At 73.4% G+C, this 18,163-nt stretch carries 15 protein-coding genes; 9 read left to right on the forward strand and 6 right to left on the reverse strand.

The genetic code is table 11. The features are described 5' to 3' along the window. Window positions 1–121: 121 nt before the first annotated feature. The 3 genes from ACFXGN_RS06650 (at window position 122) to ACFXGN_RS06660 (ending at window position 4,238) form a co-directional block, all read left to right on the forward strand. A complete protein-coding gene (locus ACFXGN_RS06650; protein WP_384854292.1) occupies window positions 122–1,246 on the forward strand; it encodes a DUF2786 domain-containing protein in 1,125 nt (374 codons plus the stop codon). Window positions 1,247–1,468: 222 nt separating this feature from the next. After that, the gene (locus ACFXGN_RS06655; RefSeq protein WP_384854295.1) at window positions 1,469–3,652 is read left to right on the forward strand and encodes an FUSC family protein; all 2,184 of its coding nucleotides are present in this window, start codon (window positions 1,469–1,471) and stop codon (window positions 3,650–3,652) included. Between the two features lie 373 nt (window positions 3,653–4,025). Further along, window positions 4,026–4,238: a DUF397 domain-containing protein gene (locus ACFXGN_RS06660; RefSeq protein WP_173861569.1), complete on the forward strand. Its 213-nt coding sequence runs from the start codon at window positions 4,026–4,028 to the stop codon at window positions 4,236–4,238. 124 nt (window positions 4,239–4,362) lie between these two features. Here ACFXGN_RS06660 and ACFXGN_RS06665 read toward each other — a convergent pair whose 3' ends face one another. Then, complete coding sequence (locus tag ACFXGN_RS06665; protein WP_384854298.1) at window positions 4,363–4,860, reverse strand: ATP-binding protein; 498 nt, start codon at window positions 4,858–4,860, stop codon at window positions 4,363–4,365. 328 nt (window positions 4,861–5,188) lie between these two features. Here ACFXGN_RS06665 and ACFXGN_RS06670 point away from each other — a divergent pair, with 328 nt between their 5' ends. The 4 genes from ACFXGN_RS06670 (at window position 5,189) to ACFXGN_RS06685 (ending at window position 9,065) form a co-directional block, all read left to right on the forward strand. Then, window positions 5,189–6,061, forward strand: a complete 873-nt coding sequence (locus ACFXGN_RS06670; RefSeq protein ID WP_384854299.1) for a helix-turn-helix domain-containing protein — start codon at window positions 5,189–5,191, stop codon at window positions 6,059–6,061. 84 nt (window positions 6,062–6,145) lie between these two features. Further along, the gene (locus ACFXGN_RS06675; RefSeq protein ID WP_384854301.1) at window positions 6,146–7,603 is read left to right on the forward strand and encodes an aldehyde dehydrogenase family protein; all 1,458 of its coding nucleotides are present in this window, start codon (window positions 6,146–6,148) and stop codon (window positions 7,601–7,603) included. A gap of 228 nt (window positions 7,604–7,831) precedes the next feature. Then, window positions 7,832–8,371 carry a DinB family protein gene (locus ACFXGN_RS06680; protein WP_384854304.1) on the forward strand — a complete coding sequence of 180 codons (540 nt, stop codon included), beginning with the start codon at window positions 7,832–7,834 and terminating at the stop codon, window positions 8,369–8,371. A 64-nt stretch (window positions 8,372–8,435) separates the two neighbouring features. After that, entirely contained in the window at window positions 8,436–9,065 is a 630-nt protein-coding gene (locus ACFXGN_RS06685) for a PadR family transcriptional regulator (protein ID WP_384854307.1), read from the forward strand. A 213-nt stretch (window positions 9,066–9,278) separates the two neighbouring features. Here ACFXGN_RS06685 and ACFXGN_RS06690 read toward each other — a convergent pair whose 3' ends face one another. The 3 genes from ACFXGN_RS06690 to ACFXGN_RS06700 form a co-directional block, all read right to left on the reverse strand. Beyond that, window positions 9,279–10,697: a glutamate decarboxylase gene (locus ACFXGN_RS06690; protein ID WP_384854310.1), complete on the reverse strand. Its 1,419-nt coding sequence runs from the start codon at window positions 10,695–10,697 to the stop codon at window positions 9,279–9,281. Between the two features lie 33 nt (window positions 10,698–10,730). Beyond that, entirely contained in the window at window positions 10,731–12,038 is a 1,308-nt protein-coding gene (locus ACFXGN_RS06695) for an ion channel protein (protein WP_384854313.1), read from the reverse strand. 1,020 nt (window positions 12,039–13,058) lie between these two features. Further along, on the reverse strand, window positions 13,059–13,427 hold the full coding sequence (locus ACFXGN_RS06700; protein WP_351786055.1) for a YbjQ family protein: 369 nt from the start codon (window positions 13,425–13,427) through the stop codon (window positions 13,059–13,061). A 149-nt stretch (window positions 13,428–13,576) separates the two neighbouring features. Here ACFXGN_RS06700 and ACFXGN_RS06705 point away from each other — a divergent pair, with 149 nt between their 5' ends. Then, window positions 13,577–14,296 carry a DedA family protein gene (locus ACFXGN_RS06705; protein ID WP_384854316.1) on the forward strand — a complete coding sequence of 240 codons (720 nt, stop codon included), beginning with the start codon at window positions 13,577–13,579 and terminating at the stop codon, window positions 14,294–14,296. 38 nt (window positions 14,297–14,334) lie between these two features. Here the strand turns inward: ACFXGN_RS06705 and ACFXGN_RS06710 are convergent, their stop codons facing one another. After that, window positions 14,335–16,005, reverse strand: coding sequence for a threonine/serine exporter ThrE family protein (locus tag ACFXGN_RS06710; RefSeq protein WP_384854318.1), 1,671 nt, complete (start codon window positions 16,003–16,005; stop codon window positions 14,335–14,337). A gap of 116 nt (window positions 16,006–16,121) precedes the next feature. Continuing rightward, window positions 16,122–16,613, reverse strand: coding sequence for an inorganic diphosphatase (locus tag ACFXGN_RS06715; protein WP_351785830.1), 492 nt, complete (start codon window positions 16,611–16,613; stop codon window positions 16,122–16,124). A gap of 104 nt (window positions 16,614–16,717) precedes the next feature. On the opposite strand from ACFXGN_RS06715, the gene dacB reads away from it, so the two are divergent. After that, on the forward strand, window positions 16,718–18,112 hold the full coding sequence (gene dacB, locus ACFXGN_RS06720) for a D-alanyl-D-alanine carboxypeptidase/D-alanyl-D-alanine-endopeptidase (RefSeq protein ID WP_384854320.1): 1,395 nt from the start codon (window positions 16,718–16,720) through the stop codon (window positions 18,110–18,112). Window positions 18,113–18,163 lie beyond the last annotated feature (51 nt).

Here is an 18,163-nt window from a genome sequence, read left to right on the forward strand (position 1 = left end):
CGGGACCAGCAGGACCAGCGGCGCCAACGGCACCAGCAGGACCCGGCATATCGGCGGGCCCGTGCGGACCCGCGCGAAAAACGCGGGGAACGCGAGAAAACGGAACGGACGCGAGGACGGCGTGAGCACCACCATCGACAAGGCCTTCGAGGCGCTGTACGCGAGCGACGACGCGACGCTCGACACGGCCGCGTCCCTGCTGGCGGCCGACCCGGCCGCCGACGCGGAACTCGTCCGGCGCGGCGAGGCGTTCGTCCGCACCCTGTGGGAGCGCGGCTGGCAGCCCGCGGACGTCGTCCGCCCGGTCCGGCGGGACCTCGCGGACGAGCACCTGCGGGTCCTCGCCGCGCTCGTACGGTCCGAGACCGCCCGTTACCCCACGCTCCCGCACCGCTGGCGGGCGCAGCTCGACGAGCTGGACCGGGACGCAGGGCGCCCGGCGGACCGTTTCTCGTACGCGACCACCGTCCTGGAGCTGTACCGCCTGCTGGTCCGGCTGCCGCGCCTCGACGCGGTCGGCCCGGTGCCGGGCGAGAAGCTGCCGCCCGCCGCCGCCGGGGAGCCCCGGATGCTCACCCGTATCCGGGCGCTGCTCGCCAAGGCGGAGGCCACGGGGTACCCGGAGGAGGCGGAGGCGCTCACGGCCAAGGCGCAGGAGCTGATGGCGCGGCACAGCCTCGACGAGGCGACCCTCGCGGCGGGCGCGCCGTCGCCGGAGACGCCGGGCGCGCTCCGGATCGGGGTGGAGGCGCCGTACGAGCAGGCGAAGGCGATCCTGCTGGACGCGGTGGCGACGGCGAACCACTGCCGGGCGGTGTGGAACGAGGCGTACGGCTTCTCGACCGTCGTCGGCTTCGAGGCGGACCTCGACCCGGTGGAGCTGCTCTACACCTCGCTGCTCGTCCAGGGCACGTCCGCGATGACCCGGGCGGAGACCGAGCAGCGGGCCGGGGGACGCAAGCGCACGAAGTCGTTCCGGCAGTCGTTCCTGCTGGCGTACGCGAACCGGCTCGGCACCCGGCTCTCGGCGACGTCCCGCCGGGTCGCGGCCGAGGCCCCGACGCTCCTCCCGGCCCTCGCCTCCCGGGACCTGGCGGTCACCACCCGCACGGACGAACTGTTCCCGGAGACGCGTTCGACACGGGTGCGGGCGGCCTGGGACGAGGAGGGCTGGACCCACGGCGCCTCGGCGGCGGACCGCGCGGGCCTCACCCCGGGCCGGAAGCGGGTACGGGGGGCGGAGTAGGGGGGGCGACCGGGCGGGCTCCGAACGGGTCTGGCCCGTACCGGCCCAGGTCCGTTCCCCGTACGGCCCTGGGCGGGGCGCGCCCCCTCCGCTCCGGGTGCGGCTCCGGTCGGGGCGCGCCCCTCCGCCCGCCCCGTCGCCCTTCCCGGGGTCGCTCCCCGCCTCGCCCCCACCTCCCAGCGAAATGCCGGATTCACGCTGAATGCCCGATACTCTCGGGCCATGAGCTGGCTCCGGGCGTTGAAGGAGACCGCCCGCTCCGGACTCACCGTCGAGCGGCGGCGGCTCGATCCCCTCGTCGCGGGCCGGGCCGCCCTCGGGCTCGCCCTGGTCGTCGGCTTCTCGCTCGCCCTCTTCGGGCCCGCCGTCGCCGCGGCCTCCGCCTTCGGCGCCTTCCAGGCGGCCATCGCCACCTTCCAGCGGTCCTGGCGGCCCCGCCCCACCCTCGCCCTCGCCTCCGGCGCCAGCCTCGCCGTCTCCACCTTCCTCGGCTACCTCACCGGCGCCCACGAGGGCTTCTTCCTCGCCCTGCTGCTGCTCTGGACCTTCCTCTCGGGCCTCGCCTGGGCCGCCGGGCCCACCGCGGGCATCATCGCCTCCTCCAACGTGGCGATCATGCTGGTCACGGTCACCCTCCCCACCTCGGTCGCGGCGGCGGCGGGCCACGCCGTGATGATCTTCGCGGGCGGTGTCGTGCAGGCGGCCCTGGTCGTCCTCCTGCCCGTGCGCCCCTGGGGTGCCCAGCGGGACGCCCTCGCGGACGCGCTGGCCGCCGAGGCGGACTACGCCCGTCGTCTGCGGCACGACCCGGTCGCGCCGTTCGACCCCCTGCCGCTCATGACGGCGCGCAGCGCGGCGGCGGTCACCCCGGGCCAGGCCCGCCGCCGCCCGGCGGAGCTGCACGGCGCGCGGGGCCTCGCGGAACGCATCCGCCCGGTCCTCGCCTCCCTCGCCGACCCGGCGGTCGGGGTGCCGGAGGAGGGCCCGGAACGCGCGCGCGTGCGGGAGCTGCTCGCGGCGGCGGGCACCGTACTGGACGCCGCCGCGCACGCGATCCGGCACGGCGAACCGGTCGACCTGCCCCCGTCCGCCGTCGAAGCGCTCCGCACCCGGGACAGCGGCGCGGTCCTCACCGGCCCCTCCCGCCGCGCGGCCGTCCGCCTGATGGCCCTCCTCGGCGACGTCGTCGAGACGGCCGAGCCCAGGACGGAGACGTCCGGCCCGCGAGGAGGGACGCCCGGTTCACGAGGGGGGACGTCGGGCCCGCGAGGGGAGACGTCCGGTTCGCGGGGGGAGACGTCCGGCCCGCCGTCGTCGGCCTCCGCCCCGGGGAAGGAACCCCCCGCCCCCGTCGTCCGCGCCCGTCCCACCCTCCTGCGCCTCGCGCCGATCGTCCTCGCGAAGGTCCGCGCCGAGCTGCGCCGCGACTCGCCCGTCCTGCGGCACGCGGTCCGGGTCTCGGCGGTGACGGCCGCCGGGTACCTGCTGGGCGCGGCGCTGCCGCTCGGACACGGCTACTGGGCGCCGATGGCCTCGGTGATGGTGATGCGCCCGGACTTCTCGCAGACGTACGCCCGCTCGGTGGCGCGCTTCGGCGGCACCCTGATCGGGGTCGGACTGGCGACGGCGGTGGTCCAGACGGCGCATCCGGACGTCTATCTGTCGGCCGGGCTCGCGGTGCTGTGCGCCTTCTCGATGTATCTGCTGATGCGCACGGGATACGCGGCGGGCCAGGTCTTCGTCGCCGCGTACGTCGTGTTCCTGCTCGGCATGGAGGGCGCGGGACTGACCCAGACGGTACGGGACCGGGTGACGCTGACACTGCTCGGCGGGCTCCTCGCGATGCTGGCCTACGCCGTCTACCCCGCCTGGGAGACGCCCCGGCTGCGCGGCAGGCTCGCGGACTGGCTGGCGTCGGTCGGGCGGTACGCGTCGGTCGTCGTCGCGCGGTACGCCGAACCGGCGGCGGGCGCGGACGGACCCGATGTGCGCCAGGCGCTCCTGGACACCCGCGCGGCCCGGGTCGCCTGGCAGGAGGCGGTGGAGCGGGCGACCCACGAGCCGGTGCGGCACCGGGGGCTCTCGCACGCGGCGACGGAGCAGGCGGACCACGCGCTCGCGGAGCTGGGGCGGGTCGCGATGCTCCTGGAGGCGCACGTCCCGGAGCGCGGCGCACCGCCCGTACCGGGCGCGGCGGTCCTCGCGGAGTCCCTGCGCCGGGCGACGGAGCGGGGCGCGAAGGAGGTGCGGGAGCGCCGGGTGCCGCAGTGGGAGGAACTGCGGGAGACCGTGGACGCCTGGTCGGCCGAACCCCCGGACCACTTCCTGCTGCGCAAGGGGGCGGTGCTGCTCCTGGAGGTGCTGGACGAGCTGACGACGGCCCTGATGGAATCCCGCCGCCGCTGACGCCCCCGGCCCCCCCGGCCGCCTCCGGCCCCACCGGCCCGCCCCCGGCCCACCGGCCCCACCGGCCGCCCCCGTCACCCAGCCTCACCGCCCCCCACCGGCCGCCCCCGTCACCCGACCGCCGGGGGACCCCGCCGACGCCCCTGCCGGGTCCCCGCGCCCGGCGCCGTAGGGTGAGTCCGGTGGTGGCGGGCCCAGGGCGGCTTACCGGGGGGTAGCACGCTGAGTCGCGTAGCCGCTACGCCACCCCTCGTGCACGTGCATCTGCTCACGCAGCTGCATGTGAACACAGCTATGATCCGGGGAAGTTGACACGTGCACCAAGCAATTCGGGGAGCTACCAGTGCATCATGCGCATCACGCGTACAACGGCATGGCGGCCACGGAGCTGCGAGGTGTCGTGTGGCAGAAGAGCAGGCACAGCAACTCCCAGGGGTCCTGCGTGGAGTTCGCCAAGCTCCCCGGGGGGAACGTCGCCGTCCGCAACTCGCGGCACCCCGAGGGGCCCGCGCTCGTCTACACGCCCGCGGAGATCGAGGCGCTCCTGCTGGGCGTCAAGGACGGGGAGTTCGACCACCTGGTGTGAGAACACGGTACGGATAAGGGGAAGGGCCCCGCGCATCCCGCGCGGGGCCCTTCCCCTTATCCGTATGTCCGCGTGTCTCCGCGTATGTCCGCGTGCCTCCGCCCGGCGGCGCTGGCGGCTCCCGCTATTCCGGACCGATCCGGAACAGCGCCCACACCACCTTGCCCCGCAGCGTCCCGGCGAGCGGATGCCAGCCCCAGCTGTCGCTGAACGAGTCGACCAGGAACAGCCCGCGCCCCGACTCCGCCGCGAAGTCCTCCTCGCCCCGGCGTGCCTCCGGGCTCTCCTGGCTCGGGTCGCGCACGGCGCACACGAGGCGTGAGGACCAGCGCATCAGATGCAGTCTGACCGGTGGGTTCTGGCCGTCCTCGGGACAGCCCTCACCGGGCACCGCGTGGCGCAGCGCGTTGGTGACGAGTTCGGAGACGACCAGGGCGACGTCGTCGAAGCGCTCCGACAGCTCCCAGCGGTCCAGGGTCGCGCTGGTGAACTTCCGCGCCCCGCGCACGGCTTCGTACCGAGGGGGCAGGGCACAGGAGGCGGAGGTGGAGACGGCGCCGGGATCGATCGGCGGAAGGCCCTGCCGTAGCGGCTCGAGCACGGTCGATCCATTCGTCCCCATGCGAGGCACTCCCGGGAATCGCGACTGTGGTGCGACAACACGACAACACGAACGAGTACGCGGCTGCGCGGGCTCCATGGTTCCGAATGCGCCCACTGGATGCAAGGGCAGATGCACGTGCACGCGCCTGACCTGTCCACCCACGCGCCTAATCTGTGCATAAGTCGTCCCCTGTCGGAGCGGAACTTTCCGGGATCCGTACCCGCCGCACGCGCGGATGCCCGGAACTCGCCGTCTTTCCGTAATCGAATGTGTACGCGCTGAAGCGTTTGGTGGCAGAATCCGGGGCTCGACGGGGGCTCGACACCGTAAGGGGAGGCTGGGAGCCGTGACCGCAGGCGAATCGGGCGGAGCGAGCGGGAGTGTGGTGCGCCGCATCCTGCTGGGCTCCCAGCTGAGGCGGCTGCGCGAGTCGCGCGGGATCACCCGCGAGGCGGCCGGCTACTCGATCCGCGCATCCGAATCCAAGATCAGCCGGATGGAGTTGGGACGGGTGAGCTTCAAGGCACGGGACGTCGAAGACCTCCTCACGCTCTACGGGGTCGGGGACGAGGCCGAGCGCGGTTCGCTCCTCGGGCTCGCCCGCGAGGCCAATGTGGCGGGCTGGTGGCACAGCTTCGGCGACGTCCTGCCGGGCTGGTTCCAGACCTACATCGGTCTGGAGGGCGCCGCCTCCCTCATCAGCGTCTACGAAGTGCAGTTCGTGCACGGCCTGTTGCAGACCGAGGCCTACGCGCAGGCGGTCGTCACCCGGGGAATGCCGGGCGCCCCCGCCGCCGAGATCGACCGGCGGGTCGCCCTCCGCGTCGAACGCCAGAAGGTCCTGGTCTCCGAGCGCGCCCCGCAGTTCCACGCCGTCCTCGACGAAGCCGCGCTGCGCCGCCCGTACGGCGACCGGGCCGTGATGCAGGGCCAGTTGAGGCATCTGATCGAGATCTCCGAGCATCCCGGAGTCACCCTCCAGGTCATGCCCTTCAGCTTCGGCGGGCACGCGGGCGAGAGCGGCGCCTTCACCATGCTGAGCTTCCCCGAGTCCGACCTCTCCGACATCGTCTACCTGGAGCAGCTCACCAGCGCCCTCTACCTGGACAAGCGCGAGGAGGTCGCCCAGTACCGGCGGGTCATGGAGCGGCTCAGGGAGGACGGTCCCGATCCGGCCGAAAGCCGCGACATCCTACGGGGCCTCCTTCAACTCTCCTGACACATCAGTACGATGACGTGACATCAGTTCAGGCGTCACATCTGTCGGCGCGCAGAGGTAGAGCGGGTAGAGGGGTCTCGATCCATGTCGCACTTCACCGACCTGGCCCACCAGTACATCGACGGCGAGTGGAAGCCCGGCAGCGGCTCGTGGGACATCATCGACTTCAACCCCTACACGGGGGAGAAGCTCGCGTCGATCACCATCGCGACCGCCGGTGAGGTGGACCTCGCCTACCGCGCCGCCGAGCGCGCCCAGGCCGTGTGGGCGGAGACCAACCCGTACACCCGCAGGCTGGTCTTCGAGCGGGCGCTGCGGATCGTCGAGGACCGCGAGGCGGAGATCTCCGAGACGATCGTCGCCGAGCTGGGCGGCACCCGTCTCAAGGCGGCCTTCGAGCTGCACCTGGCCAAGGAGTTCCTCCGCGAGGCCGTGCAGCTCTCGCTGCGCCCCGAGGGCCGCATCCTGCCCTCCCCGGTGGACGGCAAGGAGAACCGCGTCTACCGCGTCCCGGTCGGCGTCGTCGGTGTCATCTCGCCCTTCAACTTCCCCTTCCTCCTCTCGATCAAGTCGGTCGCGCCCGCGCTCGCCCTCGGCAACGCGGTCGTCCTCAAGCCGCACCAGAACACCCCGATCTGCGGCGGCACCCTCGTCGCCAAGGTCCTGGAGGAGGCCGGTCTGCCGGCCGGGCTCCTGAACGTCGTCGTCACCGACATCGCCGAGATCGGCGACGCGCTCCTGACCCACCCGGTCCCGAAGGTCATCTCCTTCACCGGCTCCGACCGGGTCGGACGGCACGTCGCCACGGTCTGCGCGCAGAACTTCAAGCAGGCCGTCCTCGAACTCGGCGGCAACAGCGCCCTGATCGTCCTCGACGACGCCGACGTCGACTACGCCGTGGACGCGGCCGTCTTCAGCCGCTTCGTCCACCAGGGCCAGGTCTGCATGGCCGCGAACCGCATCCTGGTCGACCGGAGCGTCGAGACGGAGTTCACCGAGAAGTTCGTCGCCAAGGTGAGGACCCTGAGCGTCGGCGACCCGGCGGACCCGGCCACCCACATCGGCCCGCTCATCAACTCCCAGCAGGCGGAGGCGGTCTCCTCGCTGGTCGACCAGGCGGTGGCCGCCGGGGCGACCGCGCTGCTGCACGGCACGGTGGACGGCAACCTCGTCTCCCCCTCCGTCCTCACCGGCTTCGCCCCCGACTCCCCCCTCCTCGGCCAGGAGATCTTCGGCCCGGTGGCCCTGATCGTCCCGTTCGACGGCGAGGAGGAGGCGGTGCGGATCGCCAACGACACGCCGTACGGGCTCAGCGGCGCCGTCCACACCGGGGACGTCGAGCGGGGGGTGCGGATCGCCAAGCGCATCCACACCGGCATGATCCACATCAACGACGGGACCGTCCACGACGAGCCGATCGTGCCCTTCGGCGGCGAGAAGCGCTCCGGCATCGGGCGGCTCAACGGCGAGTCGATGGTGGAGGCCTTCACCACCCAGAAGTGGATCTCCATCCAGCACGGCCGCAGCCGCTTCCCCTTCTGACCCGCGCCGATCCGCGCCGATCCGCGTCGGCCCGCACTGATCCGGGTCGGCCCGCACCGACCCGCGCCGTCACGCGCGCCGACCCGTCTCGTCACGCGCACCGACGCGCACCGAGGCGCGCCGACCTCCGCTGACACGCGGAAAGGACCCCGCCTTGCGGACCGTAGCTGTCCGCAAGGCTCCGTAGCGTGAGCGGTGTCGAAGGTTCACGGACGGAAGGCGGACATCATGGTGGCACTCGTTCCCACGGAGGCCCACGGCGACGAGCGCGGCGCGCTCCTCAACTTCATCGAGGCCCAGCGGGCGGCGATCCGCCGCGCCGCGCACGGCCTCACCGAGGAGCAGGCGGCGAGCCGTCCCAGCGCCAGCGAGCTGAGCCTCTCCGGGCTGATCAAGCACGTCGCCGAGGTCGAACTGAACTGGCTCCGGCTGGCCCAGCAGCGGCCCAACGAGCGGCAGCGCACCCAGGAGACCTGGGGCGACGCCTTCCGGCTCACCGAGGAGGAGACGATCCCCGCGATCCTCGACTTCTGGGCGGGCGTGGCGAAGGAGACCGAGGAGTTCGCGCGGTCCGTGCCCAGCCTCGACGACACCTTCCCGCTGCCCCGGGCCCCCTGGTTCCCCGAGGGCGGCCGGGTGTCGGTCCGCTGGATGCTGCTGCACCTGGTGCAGGAGGGCGCCCGGCACGCCGGGCACGCGGACATCGTCCGCGAGTCCCTGGACGGCCGGACCTCCTTCGAGCTGATCGCGGCGGAACAGGGGCGCTGACCTCGTCCGTGTACCCCCTCCGCGTACCCTGGTCGGATCGGGATCGACGGGGGAGGTGCGCGGGATGTCGGCGATCCGGCTGCTCGTCCTGGGCGCGGTCAGACAGCACGGCCGGGCCCATGGGTACCAGGTGCGCAACGACCTGGAGTACTGGGGCGCGCACGAGTGGTCCCACGCCAAGCCGGGCTCGATCTACCACGCGCTCAAGCAGATGGCGAAGCAGGAGCTGCTGCACGCGCACGAGGTGGCGCCGAGCGCGGTCGGCGGGCCGCCCCGCGTCGAGTACGAGCTGACGGAGTCCGGCGAGCGCGAGTACTTCGCGCTGCTGCGCGAGGCGCTGACCACGTACGACCAGAAGATGGACGTCATGTCGGCGGCCGTCGGCTTCATGGTGGACCTGCCCCGCGAGGAGGCCGTGGAGCTGCTGCGCCGCCGGGTGCGGGCGCTCGACGAGTGGCGGACGGCGGTCACGGAGTACTACACGCCGGACGGCGGCCCCGGGCAGCTCGGGCACATCGGCGAGATCATGCACATGTGGGTCCACTCGGCCGACGCGGGCAAGGAGTGGACGCTCGGGCTGATCGAACGGGTCGAGGCCGGGGCGTACGTCTTCGCCGGTGAGGGGGACCCGTTCGTGGGCGTCCTCGCCGAGGGCGAGGAGAACCCCTACGCGGACGGGAACCCGGCCCTGTAGGGAACCCGTCTCCAACGCGCTCGCGGCGACGGCGGTCCGCGACCTCTTCGGGAGTCCGGGCGGCGAGCCGGGGCACGTCAGGGAGGCGGGACCCCGGGGCCCGCCGCCGAACCCGTACCGCCGGTCGGTCCCGTACCGCCGCCCGGTCGGGTGCGCCCGGCCGGGCCGTACCGCCGTCGAGCCCCGTACGCCCGGCCGGGCCCGTACCGCCGTTCAGTGGTGGAAGGAGGTCGCGGCGGCCTTGTCGTGGGTGAAGGGGCGGTCCTGGGCGCGGAGTTCGGGCAGGATGCGTCCGAGGTCCTCGATGAGCAGCCCGGCCAGGTCGGCGGAGAAGCCGTTGCGGCAGACGATCCGGAGGACGGACAGGTCCTCGCGGTGGGCGGGGAAGGTGTAGGCGGGGACGAGCCAGCCCCGTTCGCGCAGCCGCCGCGACACGTCGAAGACGTCGAAGGCGGTGACGTCCGGCGCGGTGGTGAAGGCGAAGACGGGGAGCTGGTCGCCCCGGGTGAGGAGCCGGAAGTCGCCCATCGCCTCGATGCGTTCGGCGAGACCCCGGGCGATGTCCCGGGAGGTCTGCTGGACCGCCCGGTAGCCCTCCCGGCCGAGCCGCAGGAAGTTGTAGTACTGCGCGACGACCTGGGCGCCCGGCCGGGAGAAGTTGAGGGCGAAGGTGGGCATGTCGCCGCCGAGGTAGTTGACACGGAAGACGAGCTCCTCGGGGAGTTCGGCGGGGGAGCGCCACAGGGCCCAGCCGACGCCTGGGTAGACCAGGCCGTACTTGTGGCCGGAGGTGTTGATCGAGGAGACCCGGGGGAGCCGGAAGTCCCAGACGAGTTCCTCGTCGAGGAAGGGGGCGATCATGGCGCCGGAGGCGCCGTCGACGTGCACGGGGACGTCGACGCCGGTGCGCCGCTCCAGCTCGTCGAGGGCGGCGCAGATCTCGGCGACGGGTTCGTAGGAGCCGTCGAAGGTGGAGCCGAGGACGGCGACGACGCCGATGGTGTTCTCGTCGCAGAGCGCGGCGGCGGAGGCGGCGTCGAGGTGGTAGCGGTCGCCCTCCATGGGGACGAGCCGGGGCTCGACCTCCCAGAAGTTGCAGAACTTCTCCCAGCAGACCTGGACGTTGACGCCCATCACCAGATTGGGGCGGGCGCTACCCGGGTAGCGGTCGGCGTTCCGTCGGGCCCAGCGGCGCTTGAGGGCGATCCCGGCGAGCATACAAGCCTCGCTGGAGCCGGTGGTGGAGCAGCCGACGGCGGTGGCCGGGTCCGGCGCGTTCCACAGGTGGGCGAGCATGGCGACGCAGCGGCGCTCCAGTTCGGCGGTGCGCGGGTACTCGTCCTTGTCGATCATGTTCTTGTCCCGGCACTCGGCCATCAGGACCCCGGCCTGGGGCTCCATCCAGGTGGTGACGAAGGTGGCGAGGTTGAGCCGGGCGTTGCCGTCGAGCATCAGCTCGTCGTGGACGAGCTGGTAGGCGCTCATCGGGGGCAGCGGGCCGTCGGGCATCCGATGGCGGGGTGGGGCCTGGGCCATGCCGCCGACCGGGTTGGCCTCGCCGAAGAAGGGATTGAGCGCGAGTCGGCGTTCGGGCTCGGGCGGGGAGGCGGCGGGACCCTGGTGGAGCGGCACGGGGGACTCCTTCGGTACGGGGCGGGCGCGGGTTCAGTGCAGGGACTTGCCCTGGGTGTCGAGCTCCAGCTGGGGGCGGCCGGTGACCAGCAGCCAGGCGGGGAGCGAGGCGAGGCAGAGCAGGGTGAGCGTGGCGGGTGAGGCGACGAGCACGGCGGCGGTGAAGAGGCTGATCCAGCCCTGCCGGGTGGTGGCCAGGAGGATGCCGAGGACGCCGGAGGAGACGGCGACCGCCGGGTGCACCTCGGGGACGAGGGCCTGGCAGAACAGGCCGAAGGCGGCGCCGATGAAGACGGCGGGGAAGATCCGGCCGCCCCGGAAGCCGCAGGAGGAGGCGACGAGGAGGGCGAGCAGTTTGACGGCGGCCAGCTTGGCCAGTTCACCGGAGGACCAGCCGCCGATGGAGGAGGCCAGCTCCTTGACCTCGGTCAGGCCCTTGAAGAGCGTCAGATGGCCGCCGAGGGCGCCCAGGAGGCCCAGGACGAGGCCGCCTGCCGGGAGCATTAGCATCGGGTGCCGCAGCCGGGCGAAGGCGCCGTGGACGCGGGGGAAGAGGTAGCAGGCCGCGAGGCCGAAGAGGGCGGCGGCGGAGGCGATGACCAGGGAGCCGAGGAGGTCGGTCCAGCCGGGGTCGGTGAGCGGCGGGAGTCCCAGGTCGAAGCTGGGCTCGGCGAGGAGCTGGGTGGTCATCGCGCCCGCGCCCGCGGCGAGCAGCGGGGCGAACAGCCGGTCCCAGAGCGAGCCGGGCCCCGGCTGGCCGGTGAGGGCCTCGGAGATGACGAGGGCGGCGGCGACCGGGGTGCCGAAGAGGGCGCCGATGGTGGCGGCGGAGGCGAGGGCGACCCAGGCGGCGCCGGGCACGGCGGGCGCGGCCTTGCGGCCGAGCCAGTAGGCGAGGGCGATGTTGGTGGCGATGATCGGGTTCTCGGGGCCGAGGCTGACGCCTCCGGCGAGGGCGAGGGCGCTCGCGAGCAGCAGCCCGGGGACGACGGCGGGGGAGAGCGGCGGCCCGCCGAGGCCCATGGCGGCGGGATCGGGGCCTGCGTGTCCGGGCACCTTCCAGACGACGAGGCCCACGGCGACGCCGGTGGCGGTGAGCATGGCGATGATCCAGAGGGAGGAGTAGCCGCCGATGCCGAGGGCGTCGGGCAGGTCGGTCCAGAGGACGTGCTGGAGCTCTTCCGAGAGGAAGCTGATCGCCAGGAACAGCAGGCTGGCGCCGATGCCGACCACGAGCGCGGGCAGGACCTGCGGGAGCAGGGTCCCCAGCGGGGTGACGCCGTCGGAGCCCGCCGCGCCGGAAGGACCGGCGGACGCGGGCGAAACATGATCAGAAGCCACGGGCTCACCATAAAGGCGCATATCCGACTCAACACCCCGAACCGGGCCAGGGAGCGGCGGCTCGACACTCTGAGGCGGGACCGGGGGTGGTGGCTGGCCACCCTGAGGCGGGGCCGGTGGCGGTGGCTCGACACCCTGAGACGGGACCGGTGGCGGCGGCTCGACACCCCGAAGGCCGGACCACGGACGGCGGCTCGGCACCTCGAAAGCCGCACTGCCGGGCGGCGGCCCACCACCCCGGAAGCCAGACCACGGACATACGGGCAACGGCCCCCACCGCCCCCGGCAGCCCCACGCCCCCCAGCACCCGCCCAAGGGCCCACCAGCCCCAGAAACGCCCCCACCCGCAGCCCGGCAGGCACAGCGCCGGGGCCCGGGGCGCGCGGGCCCGGTCCTCGGCGGGCGGACGGCCGGTCCTCGGCGGGCATCCGGAGGGCTCCCGGCGGACTTCCGGCGGCCGGGACGGCACCGGCGGCCGTGCGGACAGGTCGGCCGGAAGGCTGCCGTACGGGAGCGGGACCCGCCGTGTGCCCGCGAGACCGCCCCACGAGCGCGGCGCTCGTACGGACCGAGGCCAGGTCGGCCGTACGGGCGCGTACCCCGCCCGACCGCTCCGGCTGAGGCCCGAGGCCCGAGGCCCGAGGCCCGGCGGCCCGGCGGTCCGCCGCCCCGGGGTCTGGTGGCCCGGGGTCTGGTGGCCCGGGGTCTGGTGGCCCGGCCTGGCCCGACAGCCGGTGGCCCACCCCGCTCAGGCCCACCCAGCCCCGGGGGCCCGCCCCACCCCGCCCCCGGCCGACATCGCCCCCGTAAACGGAACCCGACCCCACCGCCCCCGACCGGCACCGACCATGCCCCGGGAGCGGGGCTCGGCCGGAGGGGAGCCCGGGCCCGGACCGCCGACCGGCCCGTGGTCCCGGACCGGCCGGACGGGGCCGAGACCTGGCACACAGGCACGAAAACCCCAGGTCAGAGCCATGAGAGGCCTCGCCAGGGCCCCGCCAGGGCCCCGCGCGGGAGCCCTCAGGCGCGGGGCGCGATCACCACCGCTGTGCCGTACGCACACACTTCGGTGCCCACGTCGGCCGCCTCGGTGACGTCGAAGCGGAACATCAGCACGGCGTTCGCACCCCGTGCCCGCGCCTGCTCCACCAGGCGTTCCATCGCCTGGTTGCGGGTCTGCACCAGGGTCTTGGTCAGACCCTTCAGCTCCCCGCCGATCATCGACTTCAGCCCCGCACCGATCTGACTGCCCAGATGGCGGGAGCGGACGGTGAGCCCGAAGACCTCACCGATCACCTGCCGCACCTCGTACCCCGGCACGTCGTTCGTCGTCACGACCAGCACGTCGGGCTGCGGCCCCTGGCCGCCTCCGTACTCCTCGATGCCCATCGGCATACACCTCCTGACCCCCAAGACTCGCGGTCCCGGGGCCCGTCCGCATCCCGTGGTGTCCGGGTGGAACCGGGTGCGCCCGGCCCGCGTTGGTAACTTGGAGCCAGTCGTACTCGCCCCCACCGACCGCAGGAGCCCGGAAGCCCGTGAACACGCTTGCCCTCGGACCGAGCTGGCTGGACCCCGACTATCTGATCGGGACCTTCGGTCTGTACGGAGTCCTCGCCATCGTCTTCGCCGAGTCCGGACTCCTCATCGGGTTCTTCCTGCCCGGCGACTCCCTGCTCTTCACCACCGGTCTCCTCGTCACCACCGGGAAGATCGACACACCGCTATGGCTGGTCTGCACCATGATCGTGGCCGCCGCGATCATAGGAGACCAGGTCGGCTACCTCTTCGGCCGCAAGGTCGGCCCCGCCCTCTTCAAGCGCCCCGACTCCAAGCTGTTCAAGCAGGAGAACGTCGAGAAGGCGCACCTGTTCTTCGAGAAGCACGGCCCGAAGTCGCTGGTCCTGGCCCGCTTCGTGCCCATCGTGCGGACGTTCACGCCGATCATCGCGGGCGTCAGCCGGATGAACTACCGCTCGTTCATCACGTTCAACATCATCGGCGGTGTCCTCTGGGGCGCGGGCGTCACCGTCCTCGGCGCCGCCCTCGGCAAGATCGACTTCGTCCACAAGCACATCGAGATGATCCTCATCGGGATCGTCCTGATCTCCGTGGTCCCGATCGTGATCGAGGTCCTCCGGGCCCGCTCCCAGTCGAAGAAGGCCCGCGCGGCGGGCGACCACGACGCCCCCGGTGCTCCCGGCGCCCCCGACCAGTCGCCCCCGGGACCCTCCCGGGGCCGCCACGCCAAGCGCTGAACCCCGCCCCTCCCGAGCGGAGGGCCCGGACCAGGGCCTCAGAAGCCCCTGGTCCGCTTCGCCGCCCGGCGCGCCGCCGCCGCGCCGGGCGCCTGCATGAACAGCCGCGCCAGCTCGCCCCCCAGGTTCACCCCGATCGCGATCGCGAGGGCCAGCGCCGCCGCCTTCGCCAGCGACGTGAACCCCTGGTCCAGATTGTTCTGCGCGATGGCGAGCACCCCGAAGTACGTCGCCGAACCCGGCAGCAGCGGCCCGATCGCCGCCGTCACGTAGGGCAGCGACGAGGTGTGCTTGTACCGGGCGATCAACTGCCCGAAGAGCCCCACGAGGCCCGCCGCCACCGACGTCGCCATCACCGCCGAGCCCTGCGCCGTCACCGCGATCGACGCGTACACCACCCACGCCACCCCGCCGTTCAACGTCGCGAACAGCACCGTCGCCCGCGACTGCTGCAACAGGATCGCGAACGTCGCGCACAGCACCATCGACGCCAGGGTCTGCGTCACCGGACGCTCCACCGCCCGCAGCGCCCCCTCCGGATTCAGCTGCGCGTCGAACTGCACCGCCACGTACAGCACGGAGAGCACGCCCACCACGATCGCCACGAAGAAGTACGCGACCTCCAGGAGCCGCGCCGAAGCCGTGATGTAGAAACCGGTCAGACCGTCGTGCACCGCCGCCACCAGCGCCCGCCCCGGGATCAGGGCGAACAGACCACCGGTGATCACCGCCGAGGGCCGCAGATCCGCGTGCAGCAGCGTCAGCAGCACCCCCATCGCCGCCGGGGGCATCGCCGCCACCAGGAACTGGTAGAACTCCGGCAGTCCCCGCCCCGCGCACAGCCACGCCAGCCGGTCACCCAGCACTGCGCCCAGCGCCGCCACGAAGAACACCGTCGGCCCGCCGCCCAGCAGCACCGACGCCGCACCCGCGAGCACCCCCGCCGCCGCCGTCAGCACCCACCCCGGATACGGATGCCGGTTCCGCCGGATCTCCGCCAGCCGCCGGTACGCCTCCTCGGGCGTCACCTCGTGCGCCCGCGCGTGGATGTCCGCCAGCAGCGTGTACACCGCGGCGAGCCGCGTGTAGTCCGTCCCCCGCCGCCGCACCGTCCGGTTCGCCGTGATCGGATCGTCCACCAGCGACGGCTGGTACGTCACCGACAACAACGTGAACGTCACCGTCGGCTCGACCCGGTCGAGCCCGTACGAACGGCAGATCACGAACATCGCCGTCTCGACGTCCTCCGCGCCCTCGCCGCCCGCGAGCAGCAGCTCCCCGATGCGCAGCGTCAGGTCGAGCACCCGGGGCACCGAAGGACCCGACTCGTCCTCCTTGCGCACCGCCTCCGGCACCGGCCGCTCACCCACCGGCAGCCGCAGCATCGTCCGCATCCGGTCCTGCCACGGCGCGTCCTGCGACATCCGCACCAGCGGCACCCCGTACGCGGGCGTGAACACCGGCGGCGAGTTCCGCGCCGAATACGTGGCGGGCGTCGCGAACGCCGACCCCTCCTGCTCCGGCGGCGGCTCCGGCGTCAGCCCCGGCGGCAGGGCGAACTCGGACGTCGGATGCTCCTCCTCCGGAGGCGGCGGACGCTCCACCCCGGCGGGCGCCACGAACGCGCTCCGCGCCTCGTCCGACTGCGGCTTGCGGTCCTCCGGAGCCCCGTCCGCACCGACCTCAGAACCGTCCGGCTCCGCCACCACACCGACCGCCTCACTCCCCAGGGAACCGTGGCTTCCAGTATGAGCATGAGACGGATGTGCGAAAGGCGGTGCACCCAAGAGGTGCACCGCCTTCACACGCGGGGAACGGGAACGGCTCAGTGGCCGCCCTGCTCCTTGGCCCGCGCGTACGACTTCTCGATCTCGGCCTCGGCCTCGGCGCGGCCGACCCAGTCCGCGCCCTCGACCGACTTGCCCGGCTCCAGGTCCTTGTAGACCTCGAAGAAGTGCTGGATCTCCAGACGGTCGAACTCCGACACGTGGTGGATGTCCCGCAGGTGCTCCATGCGCGGGTCCGTCGCCGGGACGCACAGCAGCTTGTCGTCGCCGCCGGCCTCGTCGGTCATGCGGAACATGCCGATGACACGGCACTTGATCAGACAGCCCGGGAACGTCGGCTCGTCCAGGATGACGAGGGCGTCCAGCGGGTCGCCGTCCTCGCCCAGGGTGTTCTCGACATAGCCGTAGTCGGTCGGGTAGGCCGTCGACGTGAACAGACGACGGTCCAGGCGGATGCGACCCGTCTCGTGGTCGACCTCGTACTTGTTACGCGACCCCTTCGGGATCTCGATGAGAACGTCGAACTCCACGGGTGGCTCCTCCTGAATCAACACACAAGTGACTGCTCGCGACGACGCGCGGTGATTAAGTGTCCCTCACGCACGACCGTGATCGCGAAAGGGGCTGGTCAGCAATGCCCGAGCCGAGAACGTGGCAGCTCACGGCGGGCTCCGCCGCCCTCGGTCTGGCCCTGGCCGCCGCGGCGGTGACCCTGGCAGGCCCGTGGGACTCCGGCCAGCGTACGGCCGAACGGGCACGCGCCGCCGCCGCCCCGTCACCGGGTGGCACACGTCACGCCCCCGCCCCCGCCCCGCCCCACCGCCCCGCGCCCGCGCCCAGCGCCCCCGGCGTCCTCCCCGCCCTGCACGCCCCGGCCGCCGCCCCCCGCCCCGCCGACCTCGCCGCCGTCCTCGGCCCCCTCCTCGCCGACCCCGGCCTCGGCCCCCTCCGGGCCGCCTCCGTCGTCGACACCGCCACCGGACACCGGCTCTACGGCGCGGGCGACACCACCCCCATGACCCCCGCCTCCACCATCAAGATCGCCACGGTCGCCGCCGCCCTCTCCGCCCTCGGCCCCGACCACCGCCTCACCACCACCGTCACCGCCACCCCCGACGGCCGCACCGTCACCCTCACCGGCGGCGGCGACCCCACCCTCGACCCCGGCCGCCTCAAGGCCCTCGCCGCCGACACCGCCCGCGCCCTCACCGCCCGGGGCCACACCTCCGTACGCCTCGCCCACGACACGAGCCTCTACACCGGGCCCGCCGTCCACCCCATCGGCCCCAACGAGAACCTCGCCCCCGTCGTCGCCCTCATGACCCGCGAAGGCCGCCTCGACGACAGCCGCGAAGGCCCCGCCCCCCGCACCGACGACCCCGCGGGCGACACCGCCACCGCCTTCGCCGCCCTCCTCGCCGACGCCGGGATCACGGTCACCGGCGCCCCGGCCCCCGGCCGCACCCCGAAGGCCGCCCCCCTCGCCCGCACCTCCTCCGCCCCCCTCGCCGACCTCGCCGAACGCACCCTCACCCACAGCGACAACGACCTCGCCGAAGCCCTCGCCCGCCACACCGCCCTCGCCCGCAAGGAACCCGCGAGCTTCGACGGCGCCGCCCGAGCCGTCCACGGCGAACTCGCCCGCCTCGGCCTCCCCGTCACCGGCACCCGGTTCGCCGACGGCAGCGGACTCGACCGCCGCGACCGCCTCACCGCCGCCCTCCTCACCGCCCTCCTCACCCGCGCGGCCGACCCCGCCCACCCCGCCCTGCGCCCCCTGCTCACCGGCCTCCCCGTCGGCGGCTTCACCGGCACCCTCGCCGACCGCTTCGGCACCGCCCCCGCGGGCGCCGGACTCGTCCGCGCCAAGACCGGCACCCTCACCGGCGTCAACACCCTCGCGGGCACCGCGGTCACCCCCGACGGACGCCTCCTCGCCTTCGCGTTCCTCGCCGGCCGCACCCCTTCCCCGTACGAGGCGCAGCCCGCCCTCGACCGGCTCTCCGCCGCCCTCACCGCGCCCCGCTGACCCCGGCCCACCCCCGCCCGACCCGCACCGAACACCCACCGAACGGGCCCC

Source organism: Streptomyces sp. NPDC059247, assembly GCF_042754005.1.
Taxonomy (GTDB): Bacteria; Actinomycetota; Actinomycetes; order Streptomycetales; family Streptomycetaceae; genus Streptomyces.